The sequence below is a fragment of the Chitinophaga sp. 05T412 genome (genome assembly GCF_056396465.1).
This window is the reverse complement of record NZ_JBFTLN010000006.1, coordinates 181762-205775: the sequence shown is the minus strand read 5'-3', so window position 1 is coordinate 205775 and position 24014 is coordinate 181762. Positions and strand designations below refer to the sequence as shown.

General features: G+C 44.7%; 22 protein-coding genes and 1 tRNA gene. 9 read left to right on the top strand and 14 right to left on the bottom strand.

Annotated elements, in window-relative coordinates:
- Positions 1–56 precede the first annotated feature (56 nt).
- Positions 57–302: a putative signal transducing protein gene (locus AC1DFM_RS15345; RefSeq protein ID WP_477077608.1), complete on the bottom strand. Its 246-nt coding sequence runs from the start codon at positions 300–302 to the stop codon at positions 57–59.
- Between the two features lie 27 nt (positions 303–329).
- Positions 330–1280: a CPBP family glutamic-type intramembrane protease gene (locus AC1DFM_RS15340; protein WP_477077607.1), complete on the bottom strand. Its 951-nt coding sequence runs from the start codon at positions 1278–1280 to the stop codon at positions 330–332.
- A 185-nt stretch (positions 1281–1465) separates the two neighbouring features.
- On the opposite strand from AC1DFM_RS15340, the gene dusB reads away from it, so the two are divergent.
- On the top strand, positions 1466–2533 hold the full coding sequence (gene dusB / locus AC1DFM_RS15335) for a tRNA dihydrouridine synthase DusB (protein WP_477077606.1): 1068 nt from the start codon (positions 1466–1468) through the stop codon (positions 2531–2533).
- A gap of 43 nt (positions 2534–2576) precedes the next feature.
- Entirely contained in the window at positions 2577–3146 is a 570-nt protein-coding gene (locus AC1DFM_RS15330) for an NUMOD4 domain-containing protein (protein WP_477077605.1), read from the top strand.
- A gap of 74 nt (positions 3147–3220) precedes the next feature.
- Here the strand turns inward: AC1DFM_RS15330 and AC1DFM_RS15325 are convergent, their stop codons facing one another.
- Positions 3221–6511, bottom strand: a complete 3291-nt coding sequence (locus AC1DFM_RS15325; RefSeq protein WP_477077604.1) for an AAA domain-containing protein — start codon at positions 6509–6511, stop codon at positions 3221–3223.
- Between the two features lie 92 nt (positions 6512–6603).
- Here AC1DFM_RS15325 and proC point away from each other — a divergent pair, with 92 nt between their 5' ends.
- A complete protein-coding gene (proC, locus tag AC1DFM_RS15320; protein ID WP_477077603.1) occupies positions 6604–7401 on the top strand; it encodes a pyrroline-5-carboxylate reductase in 798 nt (265 codons plus the stop codon).
- On the opposite strand, the gene AC1DFM_RS15315 is transcribed toward proC, so the two are convergent.
- From AC1DFM_RS15315 to AC1DFM_RS15290, 6 genes are all read right to left on the bottom strand, one after another.
- On the bottom strand, positions 7398–7892 hold the full coding sequence (locus tag AC1DFM_RS15315) for a SixA phosphatase family protein (protein WP_291919614.1): 495 nt from the start codon (positions 7890–7892) through the stop codon (positions 7398–7400). The two genes, proC and AC1DFM_RS15315, sit on opposite strands and share 4 nt — an antisense overlap.
- A 243-nt stretch (positions 7893–8135) precedes the next feature.
- The gene (locus AC1DFM_RS15310; RefSeq protein ID WP_477077602.1) at positions 8136–9863 is read right to left on the bottom strand and encodes an amidophosphoribosyltransferase; all 1728 of its coding nucleotides are present in this window, start codon (positions 9861–9863) and stop codon (positions 8136–8138) included.
- A gap of 331 nt (positions 9864–10194) precedes the next feature.
- Positions 10195–11577, bottom strand: coding sequence for a peptidylprolyl isomerase (locus tag AC1DFM_RS15305; RefSeq protein WP_477077601.1), 1383 nt, complete (start codon positions 11575–11577; stop codon positions 10195–10197).
- Positions 11578–11805: 228 nt separating this feature from the next.
- Positions 11806–15612 carry a translation initiation factor IF-2 gene (gene infB, locus AC1DFM_RS15300; protein WP_477077600.1) on the bottom strand — a complete coding sequence of 1269 codons (3807 nt, stop codon included), beginning with the start codon at positions 15610–15612 and terminating at the stop codon, positions 11806–11808.
- Positions 15599–16846 carry a transcription termination factor NusA gene (nusA, locus tag AC1DFM_RS15295; RefSeq protein ID WP_079471571.1) on the bottom strand — a complete coding sequence of 416 codons (1248 nt, stop codon included), beginning with the start codon at positions 16844–16846 and terminating at the stop codon, positions 15599–15601. The genes infB and nusA overlap by 14 nt, the downstream gene beginning before the upstream one ends.
- Positions 16847–16862: 16 nt before the next feature.
- The gene (locus AC1DFM_RS15290) at positions 16863–17327 is read right to left on the bottom strand and encodes a ribosome maturation factor (protein ID WP_477077599.1); all 465 of its coding nucleotides are present in this window, start codon (positions 17325–17327) and stop codon (positions 16863–16865) included.
- A gap of 166 nt (positions 17328–17493) precedes the next feature.
- On the opposite strand from AC1DFM_RS15290, the gene AC1DFM_RS15285 reads away from it, so the two are divergent.
- The 3 genes from AC1DFM_RS15285 to AC1DFM_RS15275 all read left to right on the top strand — a co-directional run bounded on the left by AC1DFM_RS15285 (position 17494) and on the right by AC1DFM_RS15275 (position 18487).
- Positions 17494–17790: a DUF2752 domain-containing protein gene (locus tag AC1DFM_RS15285; protein ID WP_477077598.1), complete on the top strand. Its 297-nt coding sequence runs from the start codon at positions 17494–17496 to the stop codon at positions 17788–17790.
- 10 nt (positions 17791–17800) lie between these two features.
- Positions 17801–18151, top strand: a complete 351-nt coding sequence (locus AC1DFM_RS15280) for a TM2 domain-containing protein (RefSeq protein WP_477077597.1) — start codon at positions 17801–17803, stop codon at positions 18149–18151.
- Positions 18152–18232: 81 nt separating this feature from the next.
- The gene (locus AC1DFM_RS15275; protein ID WP_477077596.1) at positions 18233–18487 is read left to right on the top strand and encodes a hypothetical protein; all 255 of its coding nucleotides are present in this window, start codon (positions 18233–18235) and stop codon (positions 18485–18487) included.
- Between the two features lie 33 nt (positions 18488–18520).
- Here AC1DFM_RS15275 and AC1DFM_RS15270 read toward each other — a convergent pair whose 3' ends face one another.
- Positions 18521–19150 carry an HAD family hydrolase gene (locus tag AC1DFM_RS15270; protein WP_477077595.1) on the bottom strand — a complete coding sequence of 210 codons (630 nt, stop codon included), beginning with the start codon at positions 19148–19150 and terminating at the stop codon, positions 18521–18523.
- A 133-nt stretch (positions 19151–19283) separates the two neighbouring features.
- Between AC1DFM_RS15270 and AC1DFM_RS15265 the strand changes: the two genes are divergently transcribed.
- Both AC1DFM_RS15265 and AC1DFM_RS15260 read left to right on the top strand, forming a co-directional pair.
- Positions 19284–19357, top strand: a tRNA-Ile gene (locus tag AC1DFM_RS15265).
- A 199-nt stretch (positions 19358–19556) separates the two neighbouring features.
- Complete coding sequence (locus AC1DFM_RS15260; RefSeq protein WP_477077594.1) at positions 19557–19955, top strand: hypothetical protein; 399 nt, start codon at positions 19557–19559, stop codon at positions 19953–19955.
- Between the two features lie 297 nt (positions 19956–20252).
- Here AC1DFM_RS15260 and AC1DFM_RS15255 read toward each other — a convergent pair whose 3' ends face one another.
- Positions 20253–21464, bottom strand: coding sequence for an acyltransferase family protein (locus AC1DFM_RS15255; protein WP_477077593.1), 1212 nt, complete (start codon positions 21462–21464; stop codon positions 20253–20255).
- Between the two features lie 318 nt (positions 21465–21782).
- Here AC1DFM_RS15255 and AC1DFM_RS15250 point away from each other — a divergent pair, with 318 nt between their 5' ends.
- Complete coding sequence (locus AC1DFM_RS15250) at positions 21783–22604, top strand: hypothetical protein (protein ID WP_477077592.1); 822 nt, start codon at positions 21783–21785, stop codon at positions 22602–22604.
- Positions 22605–22613: 9 nt separating this feature from the next.
- On the opposite strand, the gene AC1DFM_RS15245 is transcribed toward AC1DFM_RS15250, so the two are convergent.
- The 3 genes from AC1DFM_RS15245 to AC1DFM_RS15235 form a co-directional block, all read right to left on the bottom strand.
- Positions 22614–23009: a hypothetical protein gene (locus tag AC1DFM_RS15245; protein ID WP_477077591.1), complete on the bottom strand. Its 396-nt coding sequence runs from the start codon at positions 23007–23009 to the stop codon at positions 22614–22616.
- Positions 23010–23064: 55 nt separating this feature from the next.
- The gene (locus AC1DFM_RS15240; RefSeq protein WP_477077590.1) at positions 23065–23265 is read right to left on the bottom strand and encodes a hypothetical protein; all 201 of its coding nucleotides are present in this window, start codon (positions 23263–23265) and stop codon (positions 23065–23067) included.
- 145 nt (positions 23266–23410) lie between these two features.
- Complete coding sequence (locus AC1DFM_RS15235) at positions 23411–23749, bottom strand: hypothetical protein (protein WP_477077589.1); 339 nt, start codon at positions 23747–23749, stop codon at positions 23411–23413.
- Positions 23750–24014 lie beyond the last annotated feature (265 nt).

The following is a 24014-nucleotide window of genomic DNA, read 5'->3' as shown; positions in this document are numbered from 1 at the left end:
ACCCTTTGGAGCAAAAATCCCACTGCCACGGGAATATATGCGTGGCGTCCGGGTCCCTACTCGTCTATCTCGTTGGGGTCGCCGGTGGGCAAATTGTTGTGAGAATGCACCAGACTCTTCGCCGTTTCTTCCTGGGTTTGATGAACATACAGTTCAGCCTGCCCGGGTAAAGTAATGTTATAGGAAGAGGACTGCCTGTTGAGCAATACCGCATCTATTCCATTGTCCAGCAACATTCCTTTCACTATCTCCGCTTCAAACGGTTTATCACTTGAAAATATTTTAACCCAATCTTTTTCCATAGTAATTGCTTTAATATCTTGGTAAGATTACAAATTTTCGTCCATTCCTATCTCATCCACCTCATCCTTCTTATGGTTTTCTATCGGCTCAATCATGGGCATAGGCGTTGATTTTTTACGCAGTGCCCAGAACAATCCGATGGTTACAGGAATGCTCAATGCTACATAATACCATGCTATGGGCGTGTCTTTCATGGGATCATCCGCCATCATACCATGTTGGAAAAGGTATAACATGACTACCTGTGATCCATTATTCAGCACGTGTGCAAGGATACTTAGCCATAGGTTGCCACTGATAACATAGATGGCGCCCAGTCCAAAGCCCAGTGCTACACGGGGTAAGAAGTCCAGCATTTCACCGTGTACAGCACTAAAAATAATAGAAGTGATAAATACGCCCAGCCATACTTTGCGGGTGCTTTTAATGATCAGTCGTTGTAATACGCCCCGGAAAAACAGCTCCTCTGCGATAGCCGGAACAATGGCTACCAGAATCAGGTTCACAAATAAATCCTTCAGCGTCGGCATGTTCAGCATCACCTTCAGCAGCTTTTCCGCTATTGCTTCCATCTCTCTGGCACGTTGTGATATGGGGAAGTGATGATTCCATTCACCCAAAAGGCTGGCCAGTGGCAATACGCCGTACATGGCTAACAGCGCAATCACTATTTGAATGCCAGTGGGAGCTGGTTTTAAGCCCAGGTAAGTAGCCGGATAAGGCTGCCACAGATAGGCAAAAATAGCGGCTGGCACAAAGAAAGCAACAATGGTATAAAGGAATTGTGTTATTTTCAGATAGCCGATGAGGTTAGGATCGGTGAAAGCACTGTTTTGAATTGCCTCCAGGCTTTGACCGGTGAAAGTAGGCGTTAGTGCCTGCAGTGCTGCCAGGTATATGGCAAAGAACCCAAAGAAAAAGCCCAGGAAGGTAACAAACTGCAAGAAAGTAGAAGACTGTTTCAGATAACCGGTCATAAGAAAATACTGTATTAAATTTTGCGTAAATTTACAGCGCGAAATTCAGTTTTGCAGTTACTTATTGATGAATACAGCTCCCTGGTATATAGCTGTCGCTGCAAAGAAATCCTGCTTGTAAAAGAAATAGTATATAAAATATTAAAATAATAACTACGGCAAAACCTGCTGTGGTTATATAAATTATGGTGAAGATAGGAAATATTGAACTGGGAGAATTCCCTTTATTACTGGCGCCCATGGAAGATGTGAGCGATCCGCCTTTTCGTGCGGTGTGCAAGGATAATGGGGCCGATCTCATGTATACAGAGTTTATATCTTCTGAAGGCCTGATACGTGATGCCATCAAAAGCCGTAAAAAGCTGGATATTTTCGATTATGAAAGGCCAGTAGGCATACAGATCTTGGGCGGTGATGAGGAATCCTTGTCACTGGCAGCGCAGATCGTAGAAACCACCAATCCCGATTTGCTGGATATCAACTTCGGTTGCCCTGTTAAGAAAGTGGCCTGCAAAGGTGCTGGTGCCGGTATTTTGAAGGATGTGCCCAAAATGATAAAGCTGACAGCCGCCGTGGTAAAGGCTACCAAGCTGCCGGTGACCATCAAAACCCGTCTGGGATGGGATGATAACACCAAGAATATTGAAGAAGTAGCGGAAAGGTTACAGGATGTAGGGATCAAAGCCCTCACCATTCACGGCCGTACGCGTACCCAAATGTATAAAGGTAGTGCCGACTGGACACTCATCGGAAAAGTAAAAAACAATCCACGCATACAAATTCCTATCTTTGGTAACGGTGACATATGTACGCCGGAGCAGGCAATTGCTGCCAGACAGAAATATGGCGTGGATGGCGTGATGATTGGCCGGGCTGCCATAGGTTATCCCTGGATTTTTAGGGAGATTAAGCATTTTATGAAGACTGGCGAACATTTGCCTTTACCAACTGTTTTAGAAAGAGTGGAAGTGTGCAAAAAGCACCTCCGCCAATCAGTATCCTGGAAAGGTGAAGTAGTTGGTATCCTGGAAATGCGCCGGCACTACACAAATTACCTCAAAGGATTGCCGCATATAAAGGAATTCAGACAACAATTAGTAACTTACAATACATTAGCTGAGATAGAGGAAGTACTAGACGCGGTGGTGTTACAATACAAGGACCATATATTCGAAAGGGCCGCTCCCCAATTAGCTGCACACGATTTTCTGCCAGCTGATACTGAAATGGCTGGTTGTAACGTTTACGGATAAACGGATAACCCCAGCGGATAAAAAAAACAAAAATTACTTTCACATGACCACAATTAAAAATCTGAAAAATGAAGTCTGGAAAGACTTACAGATTAAAAACAAATCTGCCCTGCGTAAAAAATACGCCGTTTCAAACATGGGGAGAGTGATCAGTTATCATGAAAGTACCGAAGATGGTAAGCTGCTCACGGGGTCTACCGTGGAAGGCTATACGGTATTAAACGTAAAGCCTGCCGATAGCTACCAGTCGCTCTACCTACACCGCGAGGTGGCCAAACTCTTCAGCAAAAAAGGAGGCCGGGCACACAAATATGTGATTCACCTGGACTTCGATAAGAAAAATAATAAAGCTTCTAACCTCCAGTGGGCAACCAAAGAGGAAATGGAAGAACATCAGCAAAAAAGCCCTGCAAAGCTGGCCTATAAAGAAAAGCAACGCAATCGCGTAAAAGGCCTGAAGCTGAATGTAACCAAAGTAAAGAGCATCAAACGCCTGCTCAACAAACCCGGTAAAAAAACCATGAAGCAAATCGCTGAACAGTTCGACATCAGCGAAATGCAACTGTACCGCATTAAAAGCGGTGAAAACTGGGGACACGTAACCTTGGATTAAAGCCTGGCTTACCAGGAGTGATCATATATGATGTTGTCTAAACTGTGGCCATACTAACCGTGTGGCCATAGTTATTATAATACCCCTCTCTCCATCTCCCCCAACATCTTCCGGTAATGCGCACTGTCCTGTAATACTGGCTCATAGCCCAGCATCACCACCTGTTTTCGTGCACGCGATAACGTTACCAACAGCTTGCGATCCACTTCTATGACTTCTTCGTCCCAGTTAAACTGCCCCAGGCATTGTAATGTCTGCACCTGGGCCGCATGATATACCGCCAAAGAAACGATGATAATGTCGTTTTCGGACCCCTGAAAGCGCTCCACCGTATCTATATTAATATCCTGCAAGGCGGCATCATCTGCGATCAACTCGCGGATAAGGCTGATTTGCGTACGCCACGGCGTTACCACTCCTACCGTATCTTTACTGAACTGCGCCCCATAACGGCTTTTCAGGTGTTGTAACAAGGATACCACCCATTGCGCCTCCGTTTTATTCATTTTGGATGTAGCCTCGTAAGGGCTGGCAACAAATACCTTTCTTCCTAAAGACAAAATCCGCTCCCATCCTATGTTTTCATGATCTTTATACAAATCAAATCCCGCCTGTTGCTCCGGCCTTCCGGAGGATAATTGACCGGCATAATAGTGATTCACCAGCGCCGCAATGCTGTCGTGCATCCGGAAATGGGTATTCAGCATGCCCCAGGCATGGCGCCAGTGGCTGGTTTTACAGCGGGATATCAGTCGTTCGAAAATAGATGTACGCAAGTCGCGGATACCTACTTCCAATAAGCAAGGAGCCTTCGCCTGACAGAAATACTCCTCCTGCGCTACCACCGGTGGTAGCTGGTTCTGATCTCCGATAAGGATAAATTTGCGGAAAGGCATTAACAGCCCCAGCAACTGAGGCTCTGTCAGCTGCGAAGCTTCGTCCACAATTAAAGTATCGGTAGGAATCCCCATCATGACTAACTGCTCTAAACGGGTAGCCATTGTAGCCACTGTGGCCACAAACACACGATGACTGGTGATATAGCCGCGGGCTTCATCCAATGAGCCATCCAGGCAATATTGTTTTAATGTTAGGGATGCATCCGAGCTGCGGCCCCCCATGCGCAGGTGCGTAATATTTTTAGCCGTCAGTTTATGACAAATTTCTTCTACCGCTTTATTGGTAAAAGCTACAATGATCACGTAGTTGTCTTGTTTCACCATTTCTCCCACAATGGTGGTTAGCAGGGAAGATGTTTTACCGGTGCCCGGCGGGCCTTGTAACAGGTAATAATCCTGTGCTTCGAGGGCCTGCCTTACAATTTGCTCCTGGTTAGGGTTAAACATCGCCGGTGTTGGATGCTGCAAGGGGTACCAGCGGGGGGCGGTAAGGCCCAACAGCACGTTGGTGCGTTCCCGGTACCGGGGTGAAATCACATGAAACAGCGAAGAAGTAGCCGTCCAGTAGTTTGATTCATAAATATCATGTTCAATGATCCATTCATCAAATTGCCGGAAGAAGTCAAGGGTCATTTGCCGGTTGTTCAAAGAAAAACTCAGCAGGTCCTTCCCTACTTCCTCTATCCTACCCTTCAGCAGCTGTTGTTGCATGGGCTGCAATTCCGTGCTGGTGCGGGGGTAAATAATGGCGGTATCTCCCTTGCGGAAATTATGGCTAACGGGTACGACTATATCAAATAACACAGAGCTGTTTACCGTATCAAACTCCCGAAAACGAAGCCCGGGAATGATATTGAAGCGGGAAAGCTTGTCGGTTTCCTGTTGTAGCCATAGCGCGGCGAAGCCATCAGCATCGTCTTCCCGGTTTATTTCGGAGAACATGCCGCATTTTGCCTGCAGATATTCCCGCAGCATAAACGCCAGAAACTCGTGGTAGTAAGCCTTTGCGACGGGCGGAGCGGTTTGCCAGGCCTGTTCAAAGGCGGTGAAATGTGCTGCGCTGAAAGATGGCAGGCCAATGGCCGCCGCCGTAGTAATGGTAGATAGTATTTCAAACTCGCAGCCAGCCAGCCGGAGGAGCATACCCACCACTTCATTACGGAGCACGAGTAAGTCATTTTCTGTGAGATGAGTACTGCTCACATTCCTCAATGGATTGGTGTCAGCAGCGGAGTATAAAATTGCCGAGCTGCCTTTGCGATGCCGCCCGAAGGCAGAACGAAGCAACAGGTTATATCCCACTACCTGCATTTCATGGTTTTTCCAGGTATTATAGTCGGGACACTTGCCACTTTTTAACTCAAATATTTCCTTGCGGTATTCATCGGCGTCATCTTCTGCCATGAGGTCCAGGCGCCCCTGTAGGCCGTACTGGGCAGAGAAGAAGGTAGGCTCAATACGTACCGGTTTATCCTGTAGTTCTTTTACGGTATTATAAAGATTCCCCCAGTGATGTTGCTTGATATCCCGGAACATCTCATTTATTTTTTCCCGACCATAGGCGGCCGCCTGTAGCACGTTTTCGGCTACTGCTTCAACGAAGGAACTTTTAAAATCGATCTCGCGGTTGCGCAACATCTCATCCAGCAGTGCATTCACGAGGTTTCCCTTAAATGCAGCGGGGCTGGATTGCTGAGGTGTTAGTTTTTTAACAAGATAGAGCAGGCGGTTAGGCCCTTTATGGGTGAAGCATTCAGCGAGGTCACTGATATCAATCAACAGGTCTGGCTCCAGTACCACCTGGCTTTCGCTGGTGGTAGCGTATTCGTGGCCGGCGGAACCCTGGCGGCAGTGAAGTACATGAATGGTATCGTAGGGGCGCAGCAAACCGTGTAAAGACAGCACAGTTACCGGGTCTATGTGTTCCAGTTGTAGCTGGAAGTCGCCCTGTTCATCGTTTTTCACATTGAGGAGCAGGGTGTATTTTCCGAGGGTATCGGTGTTAAGTGGGCCTACTGCGGTGACCATACATTTGAGGAGCGCCATGCTGTCGGGGCGATGCTGGTAGGCCAGCGATAATTTATGTACGCCAACAGGGGCGTAAAGCTCCGTTAATGCAGCAGGCGGAGCTACCTGATAGCACCAAGCTACGGACTCTGTGAGCGCTTTGATACAAAGTAAGTGTTCTGCATCCTGCAGGGGAAACATACCACGTGTAGCCCTGTTCGTTAGTATCCGGAGGGCGGTCAGCTGCTGGAGAATATCCGGGGGAACTGTTTGCTGGTCGAAGAAAAACTGCATGCGTGCAAACAGGTTCCCAAAGGAGCGGGTTTCTTTCCTTGTGAGTTCTCTGAAAAGAATTTCCAGTATTTGCTTATAGTGTCGTGTTTTTTCTTCTGTATTCTCAACACTGTGTGCTTCTCTTATTCTGGCGTAAAACGCAGTAGCTGTCTGTGATGCCTGCATCTATGCAAGATAAGCAAAAGCTTTCTGCTCCTTGCACGGATGCGTCTTTTGTTATACCTTCCGTAGGATTTATAATGTAAACATAAAATTTTATGTCAGCCAAAAAGATAGCCATTATAGGTGGAGGAAATCTGGGCTCGGCCATTGCCCAGGGATTGCTGAAGAGCGGTTTTTCAAAGGCCGGTGATATTACAGTCACCAAGCGAAATACAGGTACGCTTGTTGGTTTACGGGATGCAGGTGTTCGGATAGAAACGGATAATGCTGTTGCTATCCGGGAATCAGAAGTAATTGTGGTGGCATTAAAGCCTTACAATGTGCGCGAAGTATTGCAGGAGTTCAAATCCTCTTTTGACCCAAGTCGCCATATATTGATTAGTGTAGTAACCGGCGTGAGTATTGACGACCTGGAACATGTACTTCCTGGTATGCCGGTAGTACGTGCCATGCCTAATACTGCGATTGCTATACAGGAATCTATTACCTGTATTGCGCATAAGCATGCAACAGAGGAGCAGATCCGCTATATAAAAACAATGTTTGACCAGCTGGGCGCCACTGTTACTATTGATGAAAAACTGATGGATGCGGCGACGGTGCTGGGAGCCTGTGGTATTGCCTTTGCCCTGCGTTATATCCGCGCGAATATACAGGGGGGGATAGAAATCGGATTTGATGCACGTACAGCCAGTCTTATTGCGGCGCAAACGGTAAAGGGCGCTGCGGAGCTGCTGATCCGGGAAAATCGTCATCCGGAGGAAGAAATTGATAAGGTAACTACCCCCAAAGGCTGTACAATTGCAGGCTTAAATGAAATGGAGCACCAGGGTTTCAGTTCTTCGCTGATCAAGGGGATTACGGCTTCTTATAACAAAATAGTGAAGGGTTAGTCTTTCCGGGGATATTCAAAGAAGAGGAATTTTTTCTTTGCCAGGTCGAAGTCTTTCCAGTTATCGGTGTCGGCTTGAATGCCAAATACACCGGCAGTAGGGACGTTGTCTATCCTTATTTCTTCTGTCAGGTAGTTGGCGAAATCGGTAATGCCGGGATTATGTGCAAATATGGCAACGGCGCCGAAATCGTCATCTATTTTAGTAATTACCTTGAGGAAGGTGGCGGCATAGCAGAGATAAAGTTCTTCTTCCAACAGGATCGCCTGTTTAGGATACTTCCATTCACCCGCCATTATTTTGGCAGTAGATCTTGCTCTTTTGGCTGGGCTCGAAATAATTAGTTCCGGTACCATCCCCCGCGAAATAAGGTATTGGGCCATCTCGGGTGCATTTTGTTTTCCCCTTTTATTGAGTGGCCGGTCAAAGTCATCCATGTCCGGATCGGTCCAGCTGGATTTAGCATGACGTATGAGTAATAACGTTTTCATGGGCTGAAAACCAATAGTTAACTAAAACGAAAATACAGATTTTACAGGAAGTTAACTTGTTAGACTTATACTGTTGGCCGGGAAGCGGTTATTTAAGATAAAATTAACATGCGTTTTAGGGGGCATAAAGTGTTGAAGATAAAATTAAAGCGAATGATCGGAGTGAGTATTTGCATTACTCATTTACTCCCATCATTCGCTTTAATAGCTTTATGCATTTAGCTTTACGCCTTCTGCTTTTTATTAATATCCTCTTTCGTTTTTGCCTTCCATATAGTTCATAAATGCCTTATTCACTACGCGGTTACCGCCAGGAGTTGGGTAATCACCGGTGAAGTACCAGTCGCCCAGGTTGTTCGGGCAGGCCATATGAAGGGTTTCGATTGATTGATAAATCACTTCTATTTCCGCTTTGATACCGCCAGGATTCAGTATTTCCGCGATTTTAGCAGAGATCTGTTCTGGTGTAAACGGTTTATAAACGTTCTTCACTACGTTTTGTGCGTGAAGGGTATTGGTGCGTTGGAGTTCCTTGCAGAGGCCATATGCTTCGTGCAGGATGTGTTCCTTGCCGTGGTCTTTCAGGAGTGCAATAGCAGCCTGGAAGGCAACGAAATCACCCATTTTGCTCATATCAATGCCATAGCAGTCCGGGTAGCGGATTTGCGGGGCAGAAGATACGATGATGATTTTCTTAGGACCCAAGCGATCCAGCATTTTCACGATACTTTCTTTGAGAGTGGTACCGCGAACAATGGAATCATCTATTACCACGAGGGAGTCAATACCGGGTCTTACTTTACCGTAGGTGATATCGTACACGTGTTGTACCATTTCGTTACGGCTGGAGTCTTCGGTAATAAACGTGCGCATTTTCACGTCTTTTGTGGCAATTTTATCGATGCGGATACGGCGGTTCACCATTTCAGTGAGCTTTTCCTCATCGAAGTCTTTGCCCCAGGAAAGGATACGTTCTACCTTTATTTTGTTGAGATAGTCTTCCAGTCCTTTTAAAAGGCCGTAGAAGGCTACTTCAGCAGTATTTGGAATAAAGGAGAAGATAGTATTGCGCAGGTCATTGTCGATGGCCTTCAGTACGGTGCCGGAGAGGTAGCGACCGAGGTCTGTTCTCTCTTTATATATTTTTTCATCGTTACCACGGGAGAAGTAAATCCGTTCAAAGCTGCAGGCTTTACGCTCTTTAGGTTCGAGAATTTGTTCGATGCTGTAGTCGCCGTTATTTTTAACGATCAGTGCATTACCTGGCATCAGTTCCAGCACTTCATTTTCGCCTACATTGAAGGTAGTGCGGATCGCGGCTCTTTCGGAGGCAGCTACGATCACATCTTCATTGATGTAGTAGTAAGAAGGACGGATACCGTGTGCATCGCGGATTACGAAGGCATCACCGGAGCCAATGAGGCCGCAGGTATGATAGCCTCCATCAAACATAGAGAATGCCTGTTGCAGGATTTTTTTGATATCGAGTTCATTACTGCCTTCGTTATCTTCCTTGGCGAGGAAATGGTGTACCACTTCCAGCATGGCGGCAAGGTCACTGTTTTTGTGTACTTCACCTGGTTGTGCTTTGGAGAATTCAAAGAGCTCTTCCGTGTTAATCAGGTTAAAGTTACCGGCCATTGCGAGGTTGCGGGCAGGAATCGTATTGTAGCGAACGAACGGGTGACAGAGTTCCACATTGTTTTTACCCTGGGTAGCGTAACGGATGTGTCCCATCATCAGCTCACCTAGGAAGCGCACATGTCCTTTCATCAGGCCGGGATACTTGGTGATTTCCGGCTGATATTTTTCTATCTCCTGTATTTCATCACGGACTTTTGCGAAAATATCACCGATCGCCTGGGGAGCAGCGCTCCGGATACGGTGCATAAAGGGAACGCCAGGTTCGGTGTTCAGTTTTACGGCAGCCAAACCAGCGCCATCCTGGCCTCTGTTATGTTGTTTTTCCATGAGCAGGTATAACTTGTTTAGCCCATAGAAAACACTCCCATATTTTTGTTGGTAGTAGGAAAACGGTTTTCTTAATCTTATAAATGCCAGACCGCATTCATGTTTGATCGCATCACTCATGGCAGAAAATTGAAGTCGCAAAGGTACGGCAAAAAAGGGGAAAACCAGAAAGGTAGTGGGAAAGCTATCAGGAATAGCGGGGAAGATATTATAAATAGCATTTAGCTTTTAGCAGTTGGCTTTTAGGGCGCGAATAAAAAAAGCGGAGATAAGCTTTATGCGCTCATCTCCGCTTTTTAAAGGCTAATAGCTACTGCTAAAAGCTAATTTATTATTGTTTGGCCAGGGATGCCATCCACTGGCTAATACGGTTACAGTTTTTGTATTCGTCATCTACATGCACATAGAAAGTAGGGATTTTTTCGATGAGCCATTTGTTGATAGCTTCGGCACGTTTGATATCCAGGGTACGTTGTTGTACGCGGGAGTAGTCATCCGTCAGATTTTCTCTATGTGGTTGTGACTTTGATTTCAGGTAAACGATACGTACCGCCTGGCGGCCGGTTTCGTCTGTGAATTGTACTGGTTTTGAGATTCCGCCTGGTTTCAGGGTATCAAGCATCATTACGATTTCTCTTTCGCCTGGTTCGTCCAGTTGGTCAATAGTGATCAGGGTGCTACCATCGCCTGTTTTAGACTGGAGCATACCTCCGTCAAATTTAGCGCTGGGAGCATCGCTATATTTAGCTACTGCTTCAGAGAAGTTGATTTTACCTGCCAGAATGCCGGCGCGGACAGAATCCAGTTTGGCGATATTAGCTGCCAGGTCGGATTTGGTTACTGCTGCTCTCAGCAGGATATGTTGTACAGAGATGTTATCGCCTGCACGTTTCACCATTTGAATCAGGTGATATCCGAATTGTGATTTTACGGGAGAAGATATTTCACCTTCTTTCAAACGGAAGGAGGCTGCCATGAACTCAGGGTCCCAGTTTTTATCGCCACGGTTCAGTTGCATGATACCCTTATTGTCTTTTACGCTAGGGTCTTCAGAGTACAAAATTGCCAGGGAGGAGAAATCGGATTCTTTGTTAAGCACACGTTTTTTGAAATCCAGGAGACGTTCAATGGCATATTGGTCCATTTCGCGGGTGGCTTTCGGTGTTAATACGATGGTACCTATTTCCAGTTCAGATTCGTAAAATTTGAGACTATCTTTTGGAATGGCGTCGTAGAAGCGTTTTACTTCAGACGGCGTTACTTTTACTGGTTCAATGATTTTGTTACGCATTGCCTGTGCCAGCAAGTTTTCTTTGATGGGTTGGCGGAAGCGTTCGCGGAGCTGGTAAATGGAGTAGCCGGTGATTTCTTTCATTTTTTCCTTGGTACCATACATCTGTTCGAAGTAACGGATACGGTTTTCCATTTGGGCTTCCACATCACCATCGCTTACGGGTAAGCTATCTCTTTCCGCTTGTAGTACCATGACTTTCTGGGAAATCAGCATTTCCAGTGTTCTGCAGGCAGCATCGGGCACCAGGTTTCCATCTGGAGAGTTGTGCATCTGATCGGCGAGGGCACCGTCCATATCGGATTTGAGGATAATTTTATCCCCCACTACGCCGATAATCTTATCTGCAATCAGTTTTTGCTGTGCCGAAGCAGCTTGCCAAATAAGCAAAACGCCTGCGGATAATGCTAAAAGTTTCTTCATACAAAAGCGGTAAAAATCAAAAATAACCATTTAAAGGTCAGTAGCATAGGGAAAGTCGACGGATTTAACAAAAGTTTAGATGAAAAGGGCTGGCAGCCTTTTATTGTAGATATCAGGCTGTTAACCAGGGGAGTTAAAAGCAATTAAAGCGAATAATATCAACGAGGTAATCGTTGGTATCATCCGCTTTAATTGGTTCTTGCCTTATGCGTTATGCTTTAGGCATTATTATAATGTTCTTTTTACTTCTACTTCTTCAAAACCTTCGATGTTATCGTTTGGTCTGAGGTCGCTGTATCCGCGAACACTTAATCCACACTCCATATTGGCGGCAACTTCTTTCACGTCATCTTTATAACGTTTCAGGGAGCCGAGTTCGCCGGTATGTACTACGATACCATCGCGTACTACGTTGATACGGGTGTTTCTGGTCAGCTTGCCATCGACAACGAAGCAACCTGCCACGGTAACCTTTTCGAATTTGTAAGTTTCGCGCACCTGAACGTTGCACACCACTTTCTTTTCGATTTTTGGTTCCAACATACCTTCCATGGCGCTCTTGATTTCATCGATAGCGTCATAGATGATGGAGTAGTTACGGATTTCGATATTTTCTTTTTCCGCCAGCTTAGCAGCCTGAGAAGAAGGACGTACCTGGAATCCGAGGATGATGGCGTCAGAAGCGGTAGCCAGCAATACATCGGATTCTGTGATCTGACCTACTGCTTTGTGTACGATGCTGATAACGATTTCTTCGGTTGACAGTTTCTGCAGGGAGTCGCTCAATGCTTCTACGGAACCATCAAAGTCGGCTTTGATGATCAGGTTCAGCTGTTTGAAGTTACCCAGTGCCAGACGGCGACCGATTTCATCCAGTGTAATGTGTTTCTTGGTACGGATACCTTGTTCACGAACGATCTGAGCTCTGCGGTTAGCCACTTCTTTAGCTTCAGATTCTTCTGCGTACATTTTGAATTTCTCACCAGCCTGAGGAGCACCGTTTAAGCCGAGCACCTGTACTGGCATAGAAGGACCTGCTTCATCCATTTTCTGACCACGTTCGTTGAACATGGCTTTGATTTTACCGAAGAAGGAGCCGGATACGATGGTATCGCCCTGACGGAGGGTACCATTTTGTACCAGCAGGGAGGCAACGTAACCGCGGCCTTTGTCCAGTGTAGCTTCCACGATACTACCAGATGCTTCGCGGTCTGGATTGGCTTTCAATTCCAGGAGTTCCGCTTCCAGTAATATTTTTTCGAGGAGCAGGTCTATATTTAATCCGTTTTTGGCAGATATTTCCTGGCTTTGGTATTTACCGCCCCAGTCTTCTACCAGGAGGTTCATGCCGGCCAGTTGTTCTTTAATTTTTTCAGGGTTGGAGCCTTCTTTATCCACTTTGTTGATAGCGAATACCATTGGCAGACCAGCAGCCTGAGAGTGGGATATTGCTTCCCTTGTTTGTGGCATGATGGCATCATCAGCAGCTACCACGATAACAGCGATATCTGCTGCTTTGGCACCACGGGCACGCATCGCGGTAAACGCTTCGTGACCAGGTGTATCGAGGAAGGTGATTTTTTTGCCACTGGCAGTAGTTACCTGGTAAGCACCGATATGCTGGGTGATACCACCGGCTTCACCGGCTACCACGTTTGCACTGCGGATATAATCGAGCAGGGAGGTTTTACCATGGTCAACGTGACCCATGATGGTAACGATTGGAGCGCGAGGCAGGAGATCTGCGGGATCATCTACTTCTTCTTCATCATCATTTTCCTCTGCATCTTCCAGACCAATGAATTCCACTTCATAACCAAATTCGCCGGCCACCAGTTCTATTACTTCCGCATCGAGGCGTTGGTTGATAGATACCATGATACCGAGGCCCATACATTTAGAGATTACTTCGGCGAAGCTTACGTCCATCAGGTTAGCCAATTCGGATACAGAAACGAATTCTGTTACCTGGAGTTTGTTGTCTCCATCTCCTTCTTTAGCTTTCTGTTGGGCTCTTTCTTCACGTTTATCTCTACGGTGTTTAGCTTTCACGTTTTTACCGCGACCGCCACCGAGTTTGGCCATTGTTTCCTTGATCTTATTCTGGATCTCGTTCTTATCGATTTCTTTTTCTTCAGTAGTGCGTTTGTCTTCACCACGGTGTTGACCTGGTCTGTTATAACCGCCGCCCTGGCCTGGCCTGTTATAGCCACCGCCCTGACCGCCTGGTCTGTTACCACCCTGGCCTTGACCACCTGGACGGTTGTATCCGCCACCCTGGCCGCCTGGTCTGTTACCACCCTGACCTTGACCGCCTTGACCTGCTGGCCTGTTATAGCCGCCGCCCTGACCTTGTCCTGCTGGTCTGTTGTAACCACCACCGGTTCCGGTGTTAGTGCCGCCTGGACGATTGTTGCGGTTATCGCCCTGAGGACGGTTTCCCCCCTGGCCCTGATGGCCGCCGCCACGGTTATCGTGGTGAGGGCGATTGCCACCTTGTCCGCCGCGATTATCATGATGCGGGCGATGTTCACCCGGAGCGCCGCCTTCTTTGCGATCGCCTTCTTTGAAATCTTTAGGCTGAACAGGTTCAGGTTTCTTTTCTACGATGATACGCTTGCGTTTGCGTTTCTCGTCCCTGCTGAAGTTGTTTTTGTTGTTATCGCGTCTGTCAGATTGAACTGGCAGCTCAATTTTGCCGATTACTTTAGGGCCGGTTAATTTTTCGGCCTGAATATTTTCGATAACAGCGGGAGCACCAGGCTGTTCTTCCTGTGCCTGAGGGGCAGCCGGAGGAGGTGTTGGTGGTGTGTTATCGACAGCAGTGGGTTTGCGATTTTCCGTTTTCACKACTTGTTTAACAGGAATATGCGCCGGTTCTTTGACTGCAGCCGGTTTTGCCTCTTGTAATACTTCTTCCACTTTTTTAACTACAGGTTTATCTTCAACCGGTGCGGCTTTTTCCGTTTTTTCTGTCGTATCGGTCTTATCTGTTTTCGCTACTATCTCTGCCGGAGGGGTAGTTTCGGCTTTAGGGGCCTGTTCTACTTTTACGGCTTTATCAGCTGTTTTTTCAACAGCTGGAGGGGTAGTTGCTTCCTGTACAGGAGGAGCTGGAACTGGTTTGGGCGCTGGCTCTTTTTCAGCAACAGGAGCGGTAGTTACCGGGGTAGGCTTTTCTTCCTTTACCTGAGGTTTTACTGCTTCTGGCTGTGGAGCTGGAGTTTCGTCCTGTTCTGCTTTTTTAGCAACTGGTTTCTTGCGGTTTAATGCGTCCAGATCGATGGTAGTGATGACTTTAGGGCCGTTAATTTTCGGCGCTTCTGTTTTAACTACTTCTGGTTCTGCCGGAGGAGGCGTTGCCGGTGCTTTCGGAACTTCCGCAACAGGGGGAGCTGTAACAACGGTTGGTTCAGGCTTCGGTTCAGCTTTTTCCTTTGCGGGAGGTGTAGTTGCCTGGGCAACAGGCACCTGCGGTTGTGGTTCCGGTTTAGGGGTTTCCTTTACTGGTTCCGGTTTAGGTTGTTCCCGTTTTTCTTCGGGTTTTGGTACCTCTGCTACCGGAGCAGTGGGAGTTGCCTCTTCTTTTTCTTTATTGGTATTCTTTTTAGCCGCCGCTTCCGCTTCCTCCTTCTCTTTCTTCTTCATCGTTTCTAACACGCTTCCTTTGGGCAGGGCTATCTGGTCGCTTTTGCGTTTGTTAGCCTTGTCCTGTTGGAATTCCGCCTGCAGTGCTGAATACATAACAGCCGTAAGGCGAGCATTGGGAKAACCAAAGCCGCCCATGTCAAAGCCTTTATTGCCAAGGAAATCAATGAGGGTTTCCTTACCAATATTAAACTCCTTGGCTGCAGCCAGCAAGCGTGGTGTGTTGTTTGTTGTTTCAGGCATATCGTATTTCGGGCCTCCCCTGTTTCCCGTTTCTTCAAAACGGGATGTTTTTTTACGTTTAAACAATAACTCGAAAAAATCAATTCCCTTTCTAATAAGGCCTTTACCTGGGAAGGGTTGTGGCTCGGCTTTATTCTTTGTCAAACTCTTCCTGTAATATTCTTCTTACATCCTGCACTGTCTCTTCTTCCAGATCAGAACGGCGAACCAGTTCTTCAACAGTCAGCTCTAATACGCTGCGGGCAGTGTCACAACCTATTCGCTTCAGTTCATCTATTATCCATTCTTCGATTTCATCCGAGAATTCTTCCAGATCGATATCAAATTCAGACTGTTCCTGTGCTTCATCACGGAATACATCAATCTCAAAACCAGTCAGTTCGCAAGCCAGCTTGATGTTTACGCCTTTTTTACCAATGGCCAGTGATACCTGGTCTGGGTTAAGGTAAACAGAAGCGTATTTGTTTTCGTTATCCACTTCCATGCGGCTGATTCTGGCAGGTGTTAAAGAGCGTTGAATCAACAGTTGAATGTTGGTGGTAAAGTTAATGATATCTATATTTTCATTTCTCAGTTCGCGTACGATACCATGTATACGGCTACCTTTCATACCCACACAGGCACCAACCGGATCGATACGGTCGTCGTAGGATTCAACAGCCACTTTGGCTCTTTCACCGGGTTCGCGAACTATTTTCTTGATAACAATAAGCCCGTCAAAGATCTCAGGCACCTCAATTTCCAGCAATTTAGCAAGGAAGGATGGATGTGTGCGGGAGAGAATGATGAGTGGTGCATTATTTTTCATTTCTACCTTCTTCACCACCGCTCTTACGTTCTCCCCTTTTTTGAAATAATCAGTGGGGATTTGTTCTGATTTAGGCAAAATTAACTCATTCCCCTCATCATCAAGCAATAAAACTTCTTTTTTCCAAACCTGATATACTTCGCCATTTACAATTTCACCTGCTTTATCAGCATATTTTTTAACCAGGATGTTCTTTTTCAGATCGCCGATACGGGCAGACAGTGTCTGTTTAGCCGCCAGGATAGCCCTGCGACCGAAATCCATGATCTCGACTTCTTCATATAAATCTTCACCTACCTGATAATCCGGTTCTACCTTGATAGCTTCGGAATAGGCGATTTGTGCATTGTCATCTTCTACTTCTCCATCAGTAACGATAGTGCGACGGCGTAATATTTCAAGGTCACCTTTTTCGGTATTTACAATCACGTCAAAATTCTCATCTGAGCCATACTTTTTCCGCAGCAGTGTTTTAAACACATCCTCCAGGACCTTCATCAATGTAGGACGGTCAATGTTTTCCGCCTCCTTGAACTCGGTAAATGACTCAATCAAGTTAATACTAGCCATGTTTAGTTGTTATATTTTAAAACACGATGCACACCTTTGTGTGCTTTATTTCATTAAGTTTTAAATCAGTTGATTTCTTTTCTTTCTTCTTGCCAATCAGCTCTTCAATATTAATTGCCTCTTCTGTAGCTGATTGCAGGGTGCCCTCTTTCACAGAGCCATCCAGCAAGGTTACTTCCACTTTACGTCCAATATTTTTAAGGTATTGTCTGTGTAATTTGAGCGGTTCATCCAGTCCGGGAGAAGACACTTCAAGGGAGAAATCGTTGTTGGGGAACAGTTCCGCCGCTTCCAGTAAAGGGTATAACTGGCGGTTAAATGACACCAATGTAGCCACCGGCACCCCTTTATCTCCGTCTAAAAAGAGCTTAATATTGTTAGTGGGCTTAATTCTGATGTCTACCAAAAAATTGTCGGGATCATTAACCAGCAGTCCTTCTGCCATTTCCCGGATAGTTTTTATCACGTGTTCGTTTGCCATACAAAAAGCGCGAAGGGGACAATATCTCGTCCCCTTCGTTTGAATCATTTTTCCTTCTACAAAATTAGGATTTTATTTTGATTGAAAAACTATTTCTTTAACTTGTATATAAATAATTACGAGAGATGCACTGCCATCAATCATATGTGTTTTTAAAATATCTGACGTGGACACTGCTTTCTGGCGAAAAATAAATATTGAATTTATCGCATGGCCCATGGGGCTTCTCCTCCTTTATTTCATGAAGCCCGAAGAAAATGCCGCCAGTTTATGCCTGCTCAAAAATATTGGTATCCCCTTTTGTCCCGGTTGCGGCCTAGGCCATGGTATCCATTATTTTTTACATGGACAATGGTCTGCTGCTATTCACCATCACTGGCTATCGCCCGTAGTGGTGGTAGTGCTGCTTTACCGCACCGCACAACTGGCACGCCTTCAATATGCAGACTTTAAACAATCATAAACCCAATACTATGAGTGACTTTTCATTTGCCATGCTCCCCGGAATTGAAACGGAGGAAATGTTGTGGCTACAGGAACTAACCAAAAGCTATTCTGCCGAAAATAAGCAGCGCTTTCTCTCTGTATACCAGAGCCGGCGCAAAGATCCTCAAACTATTCTCATCTGCAGCCTGATCGGCTTCGTAGCCGTAGCTGGCGTTCAGCGCTTTCTGCTCAACCAGATCGCCATGGGAATTATTTATGTAGTGACCCTCGGCTTTTGCTTTGTAGGTACCATCATTGACGCCGTTAACTATCGCAAAATGACCTGGGCATATAATAAAAAGGAAGCCCTGGCCTCTGCTGCCCTGTTGGGTCTGTGATCCGCTGGAAAGTTAAAAAAAACTTAAAATGAGGTGATTTTCAGGCAGCCGGATAGTATATTCCGCTAACTTCGCACCATTATGTTGAAACTACTCTTTTCCATATTTATTGCCTGGCTGTTGTATAAACTGGTGTTTGATCTGCTCATACCAGGATATAAAGTGACTAAGCAGGTACGCCGGCAAATGAGCGATATGCAGGAACATATGCGGCAGCAATATGAAAATCAAACAGGTGCACGGCCTGGCAACAATGCCCAGGAACCCTCCATCCCTCCTCACGAACCCAAAAAGGTCGATAAAGGAGATTATCTCGATTTTGAAGAAATTAAATAAGAAAAGGCCTCCGCGTAAACGGAGGCCTTTTTGTTATACCGCACTGGCAGGACGGAAAATATCGAGGATCGTTTTTGGAGACGCCAGGTGAATGGTTTGTAAACCCACTGCCTTTGCCCCTTCTATATTTTGTGCCAAATCGTCTATAAACAGGGTTTCAGCTGCCACCAGCCCATTTTCATCCAATACCATCTGGTATGCCTCCTTATCCGGCTTACGCTGCCCCATCTCATGGGAATAATAAGCCCGGTCAAAGAAAGTGCTTAACGAAGGAATTCCACGGCTTTCCAGCAACAATCTGTTGAACTCCTCCAGGTGAATAGCATTGGTATTACTGAGTAAATAAAGCCCATAGTGCTGACGCAACTGCTGCAATAACTGCAAACGCTGTACTGGAAAATCCAGTAACATCGCATTCCAGGCCTTTTTCAACTGCTCATCTGTCACCGTTGCCGGTACATGCTGATGCATAGCCTCCAGAAATTCTTCCGTTGACACATGCCCCGTCTCTAACCCATTAAATAAGCTGGACCCCTTAAACTGTGAATACAGCTCCTTAAAATTCTTCACCCCCAATTCGGTGAACGCCTTGTCGGTAAGCTGGTAGTCAATATTGAGGATAACGCCCCCCAGGTCGAATATAATATGCTTGATGCCTTGCATTGGTAAAAGATTGAAGGCAAATTTATTAAAGTATAGGCGTACGCGTTGGGAATAAAAAAATATTTTAGGTTAATTCAATAAAATAATTAATTTTGCCGTCCCTTGAAAAGGGGAATTTTTGTTCTTCGGAACGGGTCCTATAGCTCAGTTGGTTAGAGCACCTGACTCATAATCAGGGGGTCCCAGGATCATGCCCTGGTGGGACCACGTAATAGAAAAGGCTTTCAGCGGATTGACGCGGGAAGCCTTTTTTCATTTGTATACAATTTGCATACAAAGGGTGTTAAAACTCATTTCGCTTCCGCCAATAGAATCAAAAGGACTTATTGATCATTAAGATTTGATTAACAGTATCCTTTTTTTTATGTTCCATATTGCACATACCTGCGTATAAAAGCAGATGAATATGATACACATTGACGAATTAAAAGAAGGAAGCTGGGTTCATTTTGTAGATGACATTCCTGTAATGATTAGATCAAAACTCGGAAATACCGTATTGCTAGGTATTCGCGAGCGGGATAACCTAAGGGCTAATATTGATGGATATAAAAACCTTGCTAATTTGGCGCCTATTCCATTGACAGCAGAGATGCTTGAAAAATTAGGTTTTGAAAAACAGGAGAATGAGAAAAGTAAGGATGTCTGGTATCGGGATCCGAGATGTGGTTACCGCCTTCCTTTTCTTCTTCATGACGACAAAGAGAAATTATTATACCCAGATAGAATACTAAGTGTTCATCGACTACAGATGTATTATGATGATCATAAGTATCCTGTTTTGGATTTTACAGATGTATTATGATTACCCCTTTAATATTTTAGAGCGTGTTAAGATAAGTGTGTAAACTTTACATCATAAGTAACATCGCTCTTGACCAAAGAAAATTATAAACTGTATTAGTATAATGGACCCTGTCTCAAAGAGAGAGTCCATTATTTTTGAATTTGAATCAGGCTGAGGTAGATCACTTTTTCGACAACCCGGTCCCCAGGAAAAATGCTTCTTGCCTTCGTTTATTTTTGGATTCCGTGAGTCATCTTTTCAATCAGATTAGTTGTGTAAATGATCTTACAGATCTGTAACGCCGTTCATGCCCTCTCACACCACCGTCACCGAAGCGGCCTTCTTCACCAATCTCCTCCTGAATAACCTTTGTACCGGCACTTCATAATAATAATGAGCGCCAATGCTTACTGGAATAAGAACAGCAAAAAAGCATAACAATGTAAAAGGCGACTGGTATATCTGCTTGTCAATACCGAACATTGATACTATCAATGCAAAAAGTACCATTAATGGAAAATGAATCAGATATACGGCATAGCTGGCATTCGCCAATACCTGCAGCCATTTGATTTTTAAGCTTCCATAACAGGTTTCCAGCATCGCTAATGAAAGGACGGTAGCTGGAGAAACAATAGTACGGAAGAAGGTATTTCTGGCAACATCAAAAAGGGAGGTATCAAAAGCGCTACTTTTTCCGGGTAACAATTGGTGAAGTATAAGCATGCTGGCATTTCGGATATAAGACGAGGCATACTCTGTTAAAGCAAATGCCCAGAGGAGTAATGCAACAACGGCAATGATGATCGCCTTTCTGGCAGTATGTTTTTTGGTGAGTAGCCATTTGTATAATTGAAAAACTAATCCTCCCAGAAAGAAGGAATAAACACCTTGTCCAACCATGGAATAAAAATGTTGTAACAGGGCGCCTGCTATAACGATGGTGATCAGCAGCCATTTTTTATGCTGCCATCGTTTATAGCTGAGCAGGAAGAAAAGCAGGTAAAGCAGAAACTCTACTGAAACAGACCACGAAGGACCATTGAATCCGTTGTAGATGGGATGCGGCTCAAATCCCCAGCTATGGATCATAAACAGGTTTAGAATAAAATGGTAAGTGTCATTATTCTGTATGATAAAAGGGCGGCTGTTAACTTTTATCATCATCGCCTGTAAAAAGACCAATGCCACCAGTGTAACAAAATGTATTGGATAGAGGCGTGTAACCCGGTAACTGATAAAGTTATTGAATGACGTTTCACGACTGCTTATCTTATCTCCATAAAACCAGAAGAAGATAAATCCGGAAAGAAGAAAAAATAAGTCTACAGCGTAGAACGCGAGATTATAAAAAACAGATAGCCAGGAATATAACGGCAATGGCATCTCCGACACCGCGGAGGGCATTGTTGTATAATCTGTGTAGAAAAAGAACTGCCAATGGCATAAAACCACAATAAGCGCAGCAAAACCTCTGATTGCATCCAGACTAAAAAAGTATTTGGGGGCCATGGCTTGAGGGGACATGAGATAGTTTTCAAATAAATGAAATAGAAAGTGCGTAACAACCAGTGAAATTTACGACCATAACATTACCCGACTATTGTGACGGGTATTAGTCATAACATTCAAGGCTACATTTTGTTGTATATGCACAATATTTTATAAGTTCTCCAAAAATGAACAATATAGATGCTATTATGTTTAGAGTGAGGGCGATTATTTTAAAAACAAGCATCTATTAAATTCACACCAGTCCTGATGAAACAATTAAGGAAGCTAGCGAATGTCTTATATCAATCCCTATATATTACCAGGAAAACCCAGCAAACCGATATCTTGCTTTTGGGAAAGCTGCTTGCAAGGCAGAATAAGGAATTACCCATACTAAATAATCTTGCAGAGGCGGAGTTTAAAGTATTTTCGCAATCCGGCGATGATGGCATTATCCAATACCTCATCCATAAGATAAACATCCCCAACAAAACATTTATAGAATTTGGTGTGGAGAATTATGTGGAGTCTAATACCAGGTTTCTGCTCCGGAACGACAACTGGTCCGGCCTGCTAATTGATGGAGGCCAGAAAAGCATCAACTATATCAAGTCCGATGATATCTACTACCAGCATAACCTGGAAGTGGTGCAAGCATTTATTACAGCGGAAAATATCAATGAGCTGATTACCTCTGGAGGAATGAAAGGCGAGGTAGGGCTGTTATCAATTGATATAGATGGCAATGATTACTGGATCTGGAAGGCGATTGGGGTGGTACAGCCTGTGATTGTGATCATGGAATACAATAGCGTTATGGGAAAAGATAACGCCGTAACCGTTCCGTATAAGCCGGATTTTATAAGAGAGAAAGAACATTATAGTCATCTTTATTTTGGCGCATCACTGAAGGCTTTATGCCTGCTGGCAGAAGAAAAAGGCTACGCTTTTGTTGGTTCCAATTCGTATGGGAATAATGCCTACTTCATTAGAAAAGACAGGATAGGAAATCTGAAAGTATTTAGCGCTGAAGAAGGCTATGTGCTATCCCAGTTCCGGGAAAGCAGAGATGCCAAAGGCAATATGAACTATCTGTCCGGGGCCGACAGGTATGCGTGTATAAAGGGACTTCCTGTGTATAATGTACAGCGTAATACCCTGGAGGCCTTGTAAGCAACGTATTCAGCCTGTTGTTATACGCTCACCCGTAAACAGATAAATGATCTCCGCTGTTTTTTTATCCAGATCAGCCTTACTCAAAAAAGGATATTTCTTTTTGATGGCCTCAATGATACCCAGTTCTTTTAACAGAGATATTTTTTTGGCGGTATCTAATGTTTGTAAAGGAGGTATATCTGCGGTGTTATCTATCTGAAGAATATTTTTTTTCAGCAGTTGAATATATTCTCCATAGATGATGCCTTGGGTATAAAGGTAAAGCTCAATGATTTTTTTTCTTTTGGGAGAAATCACCGGCATTCCGTTGCTATTAAAGTCGGTAAGACCGTTTGAGAATACCAGTGTAAACTGTGTATTAACAAGTCGCCTGTTATCTGCGGCGACTTTTCTTTTCAGCATAAGCAGCATTTCATTAACTGATGCAAGTAGTGTTTTTACCGGTGTGCAGCTTTCGCTAATCAGCATCTGCATCTGTGACGGCGCCTTTGGTACTGTTTTTAAGCGCTACCACCGCGCCTATAATGGGCGACTGGTCTTCTGCATCCACTACTTTTCCTGAAATAAGTGTAGCCGTTTGTGCCTGTGTGATAACTGTATTTAACAGCGATACCAGGAATAGAGATAATATAATTAACGAAGAAGAAAGCTTTCGCATAATTCTGATTTGATTGAAGCAAATGCTGAGACAATAAGCTGCCTGCGCACAACGCGGTGAAGCGTTTGCGACATGGAAAAGCAGCCATACAATTGGATATACAGCGTTGGTTAGTACACGCTGTGAAACAATATGTCAGCAACAATCAAATTCGAAGTACGCAGTGTCGTATGAATAAGGGAGAGGTGTAATAGGTATAGCGATATGAGGGTATAATGGTAATGGCATCAACGATGCATAACCAGTTTTTTATAATACGGAGTAAACTGAAAACACGATGTTCTTCTTCGTGTGAAGACATACTAACCACGCCTTCCTGATGTGTTACATCATCGGCATAGCCGGACCTTCTTTTATGAAGCCGCACCTGTTCAAATGCCTTCTGCGGATGCTGGAGTTGATCTACGTTATAGCTATACCATATCGGGGAGAAGAATACCCTAATAAAAAGCAGCGTAATAAATATGGTAAAACGCGTATGCATAACGTAACAAAGCTATGTCAAGGACAGAAAGCTTTGTTAATATTCGTGTTAACTTATGATGAATTAAACGTTAAGTAAGATGTGACTGGGCAGTCAAGGGTATTTACTTTTTGGGGCCTCCTGATTTACCATCAAGGTAATTTGTTGCCAGCCATGATCCTGTTTTAAATTGTTGATTATTAGTAATTTATCAGGTATTCATCTCCCGCTATCMCCTGTTTGAATTTATTTTTTATAAAATATATACAAACCTGCTAACTTTAAT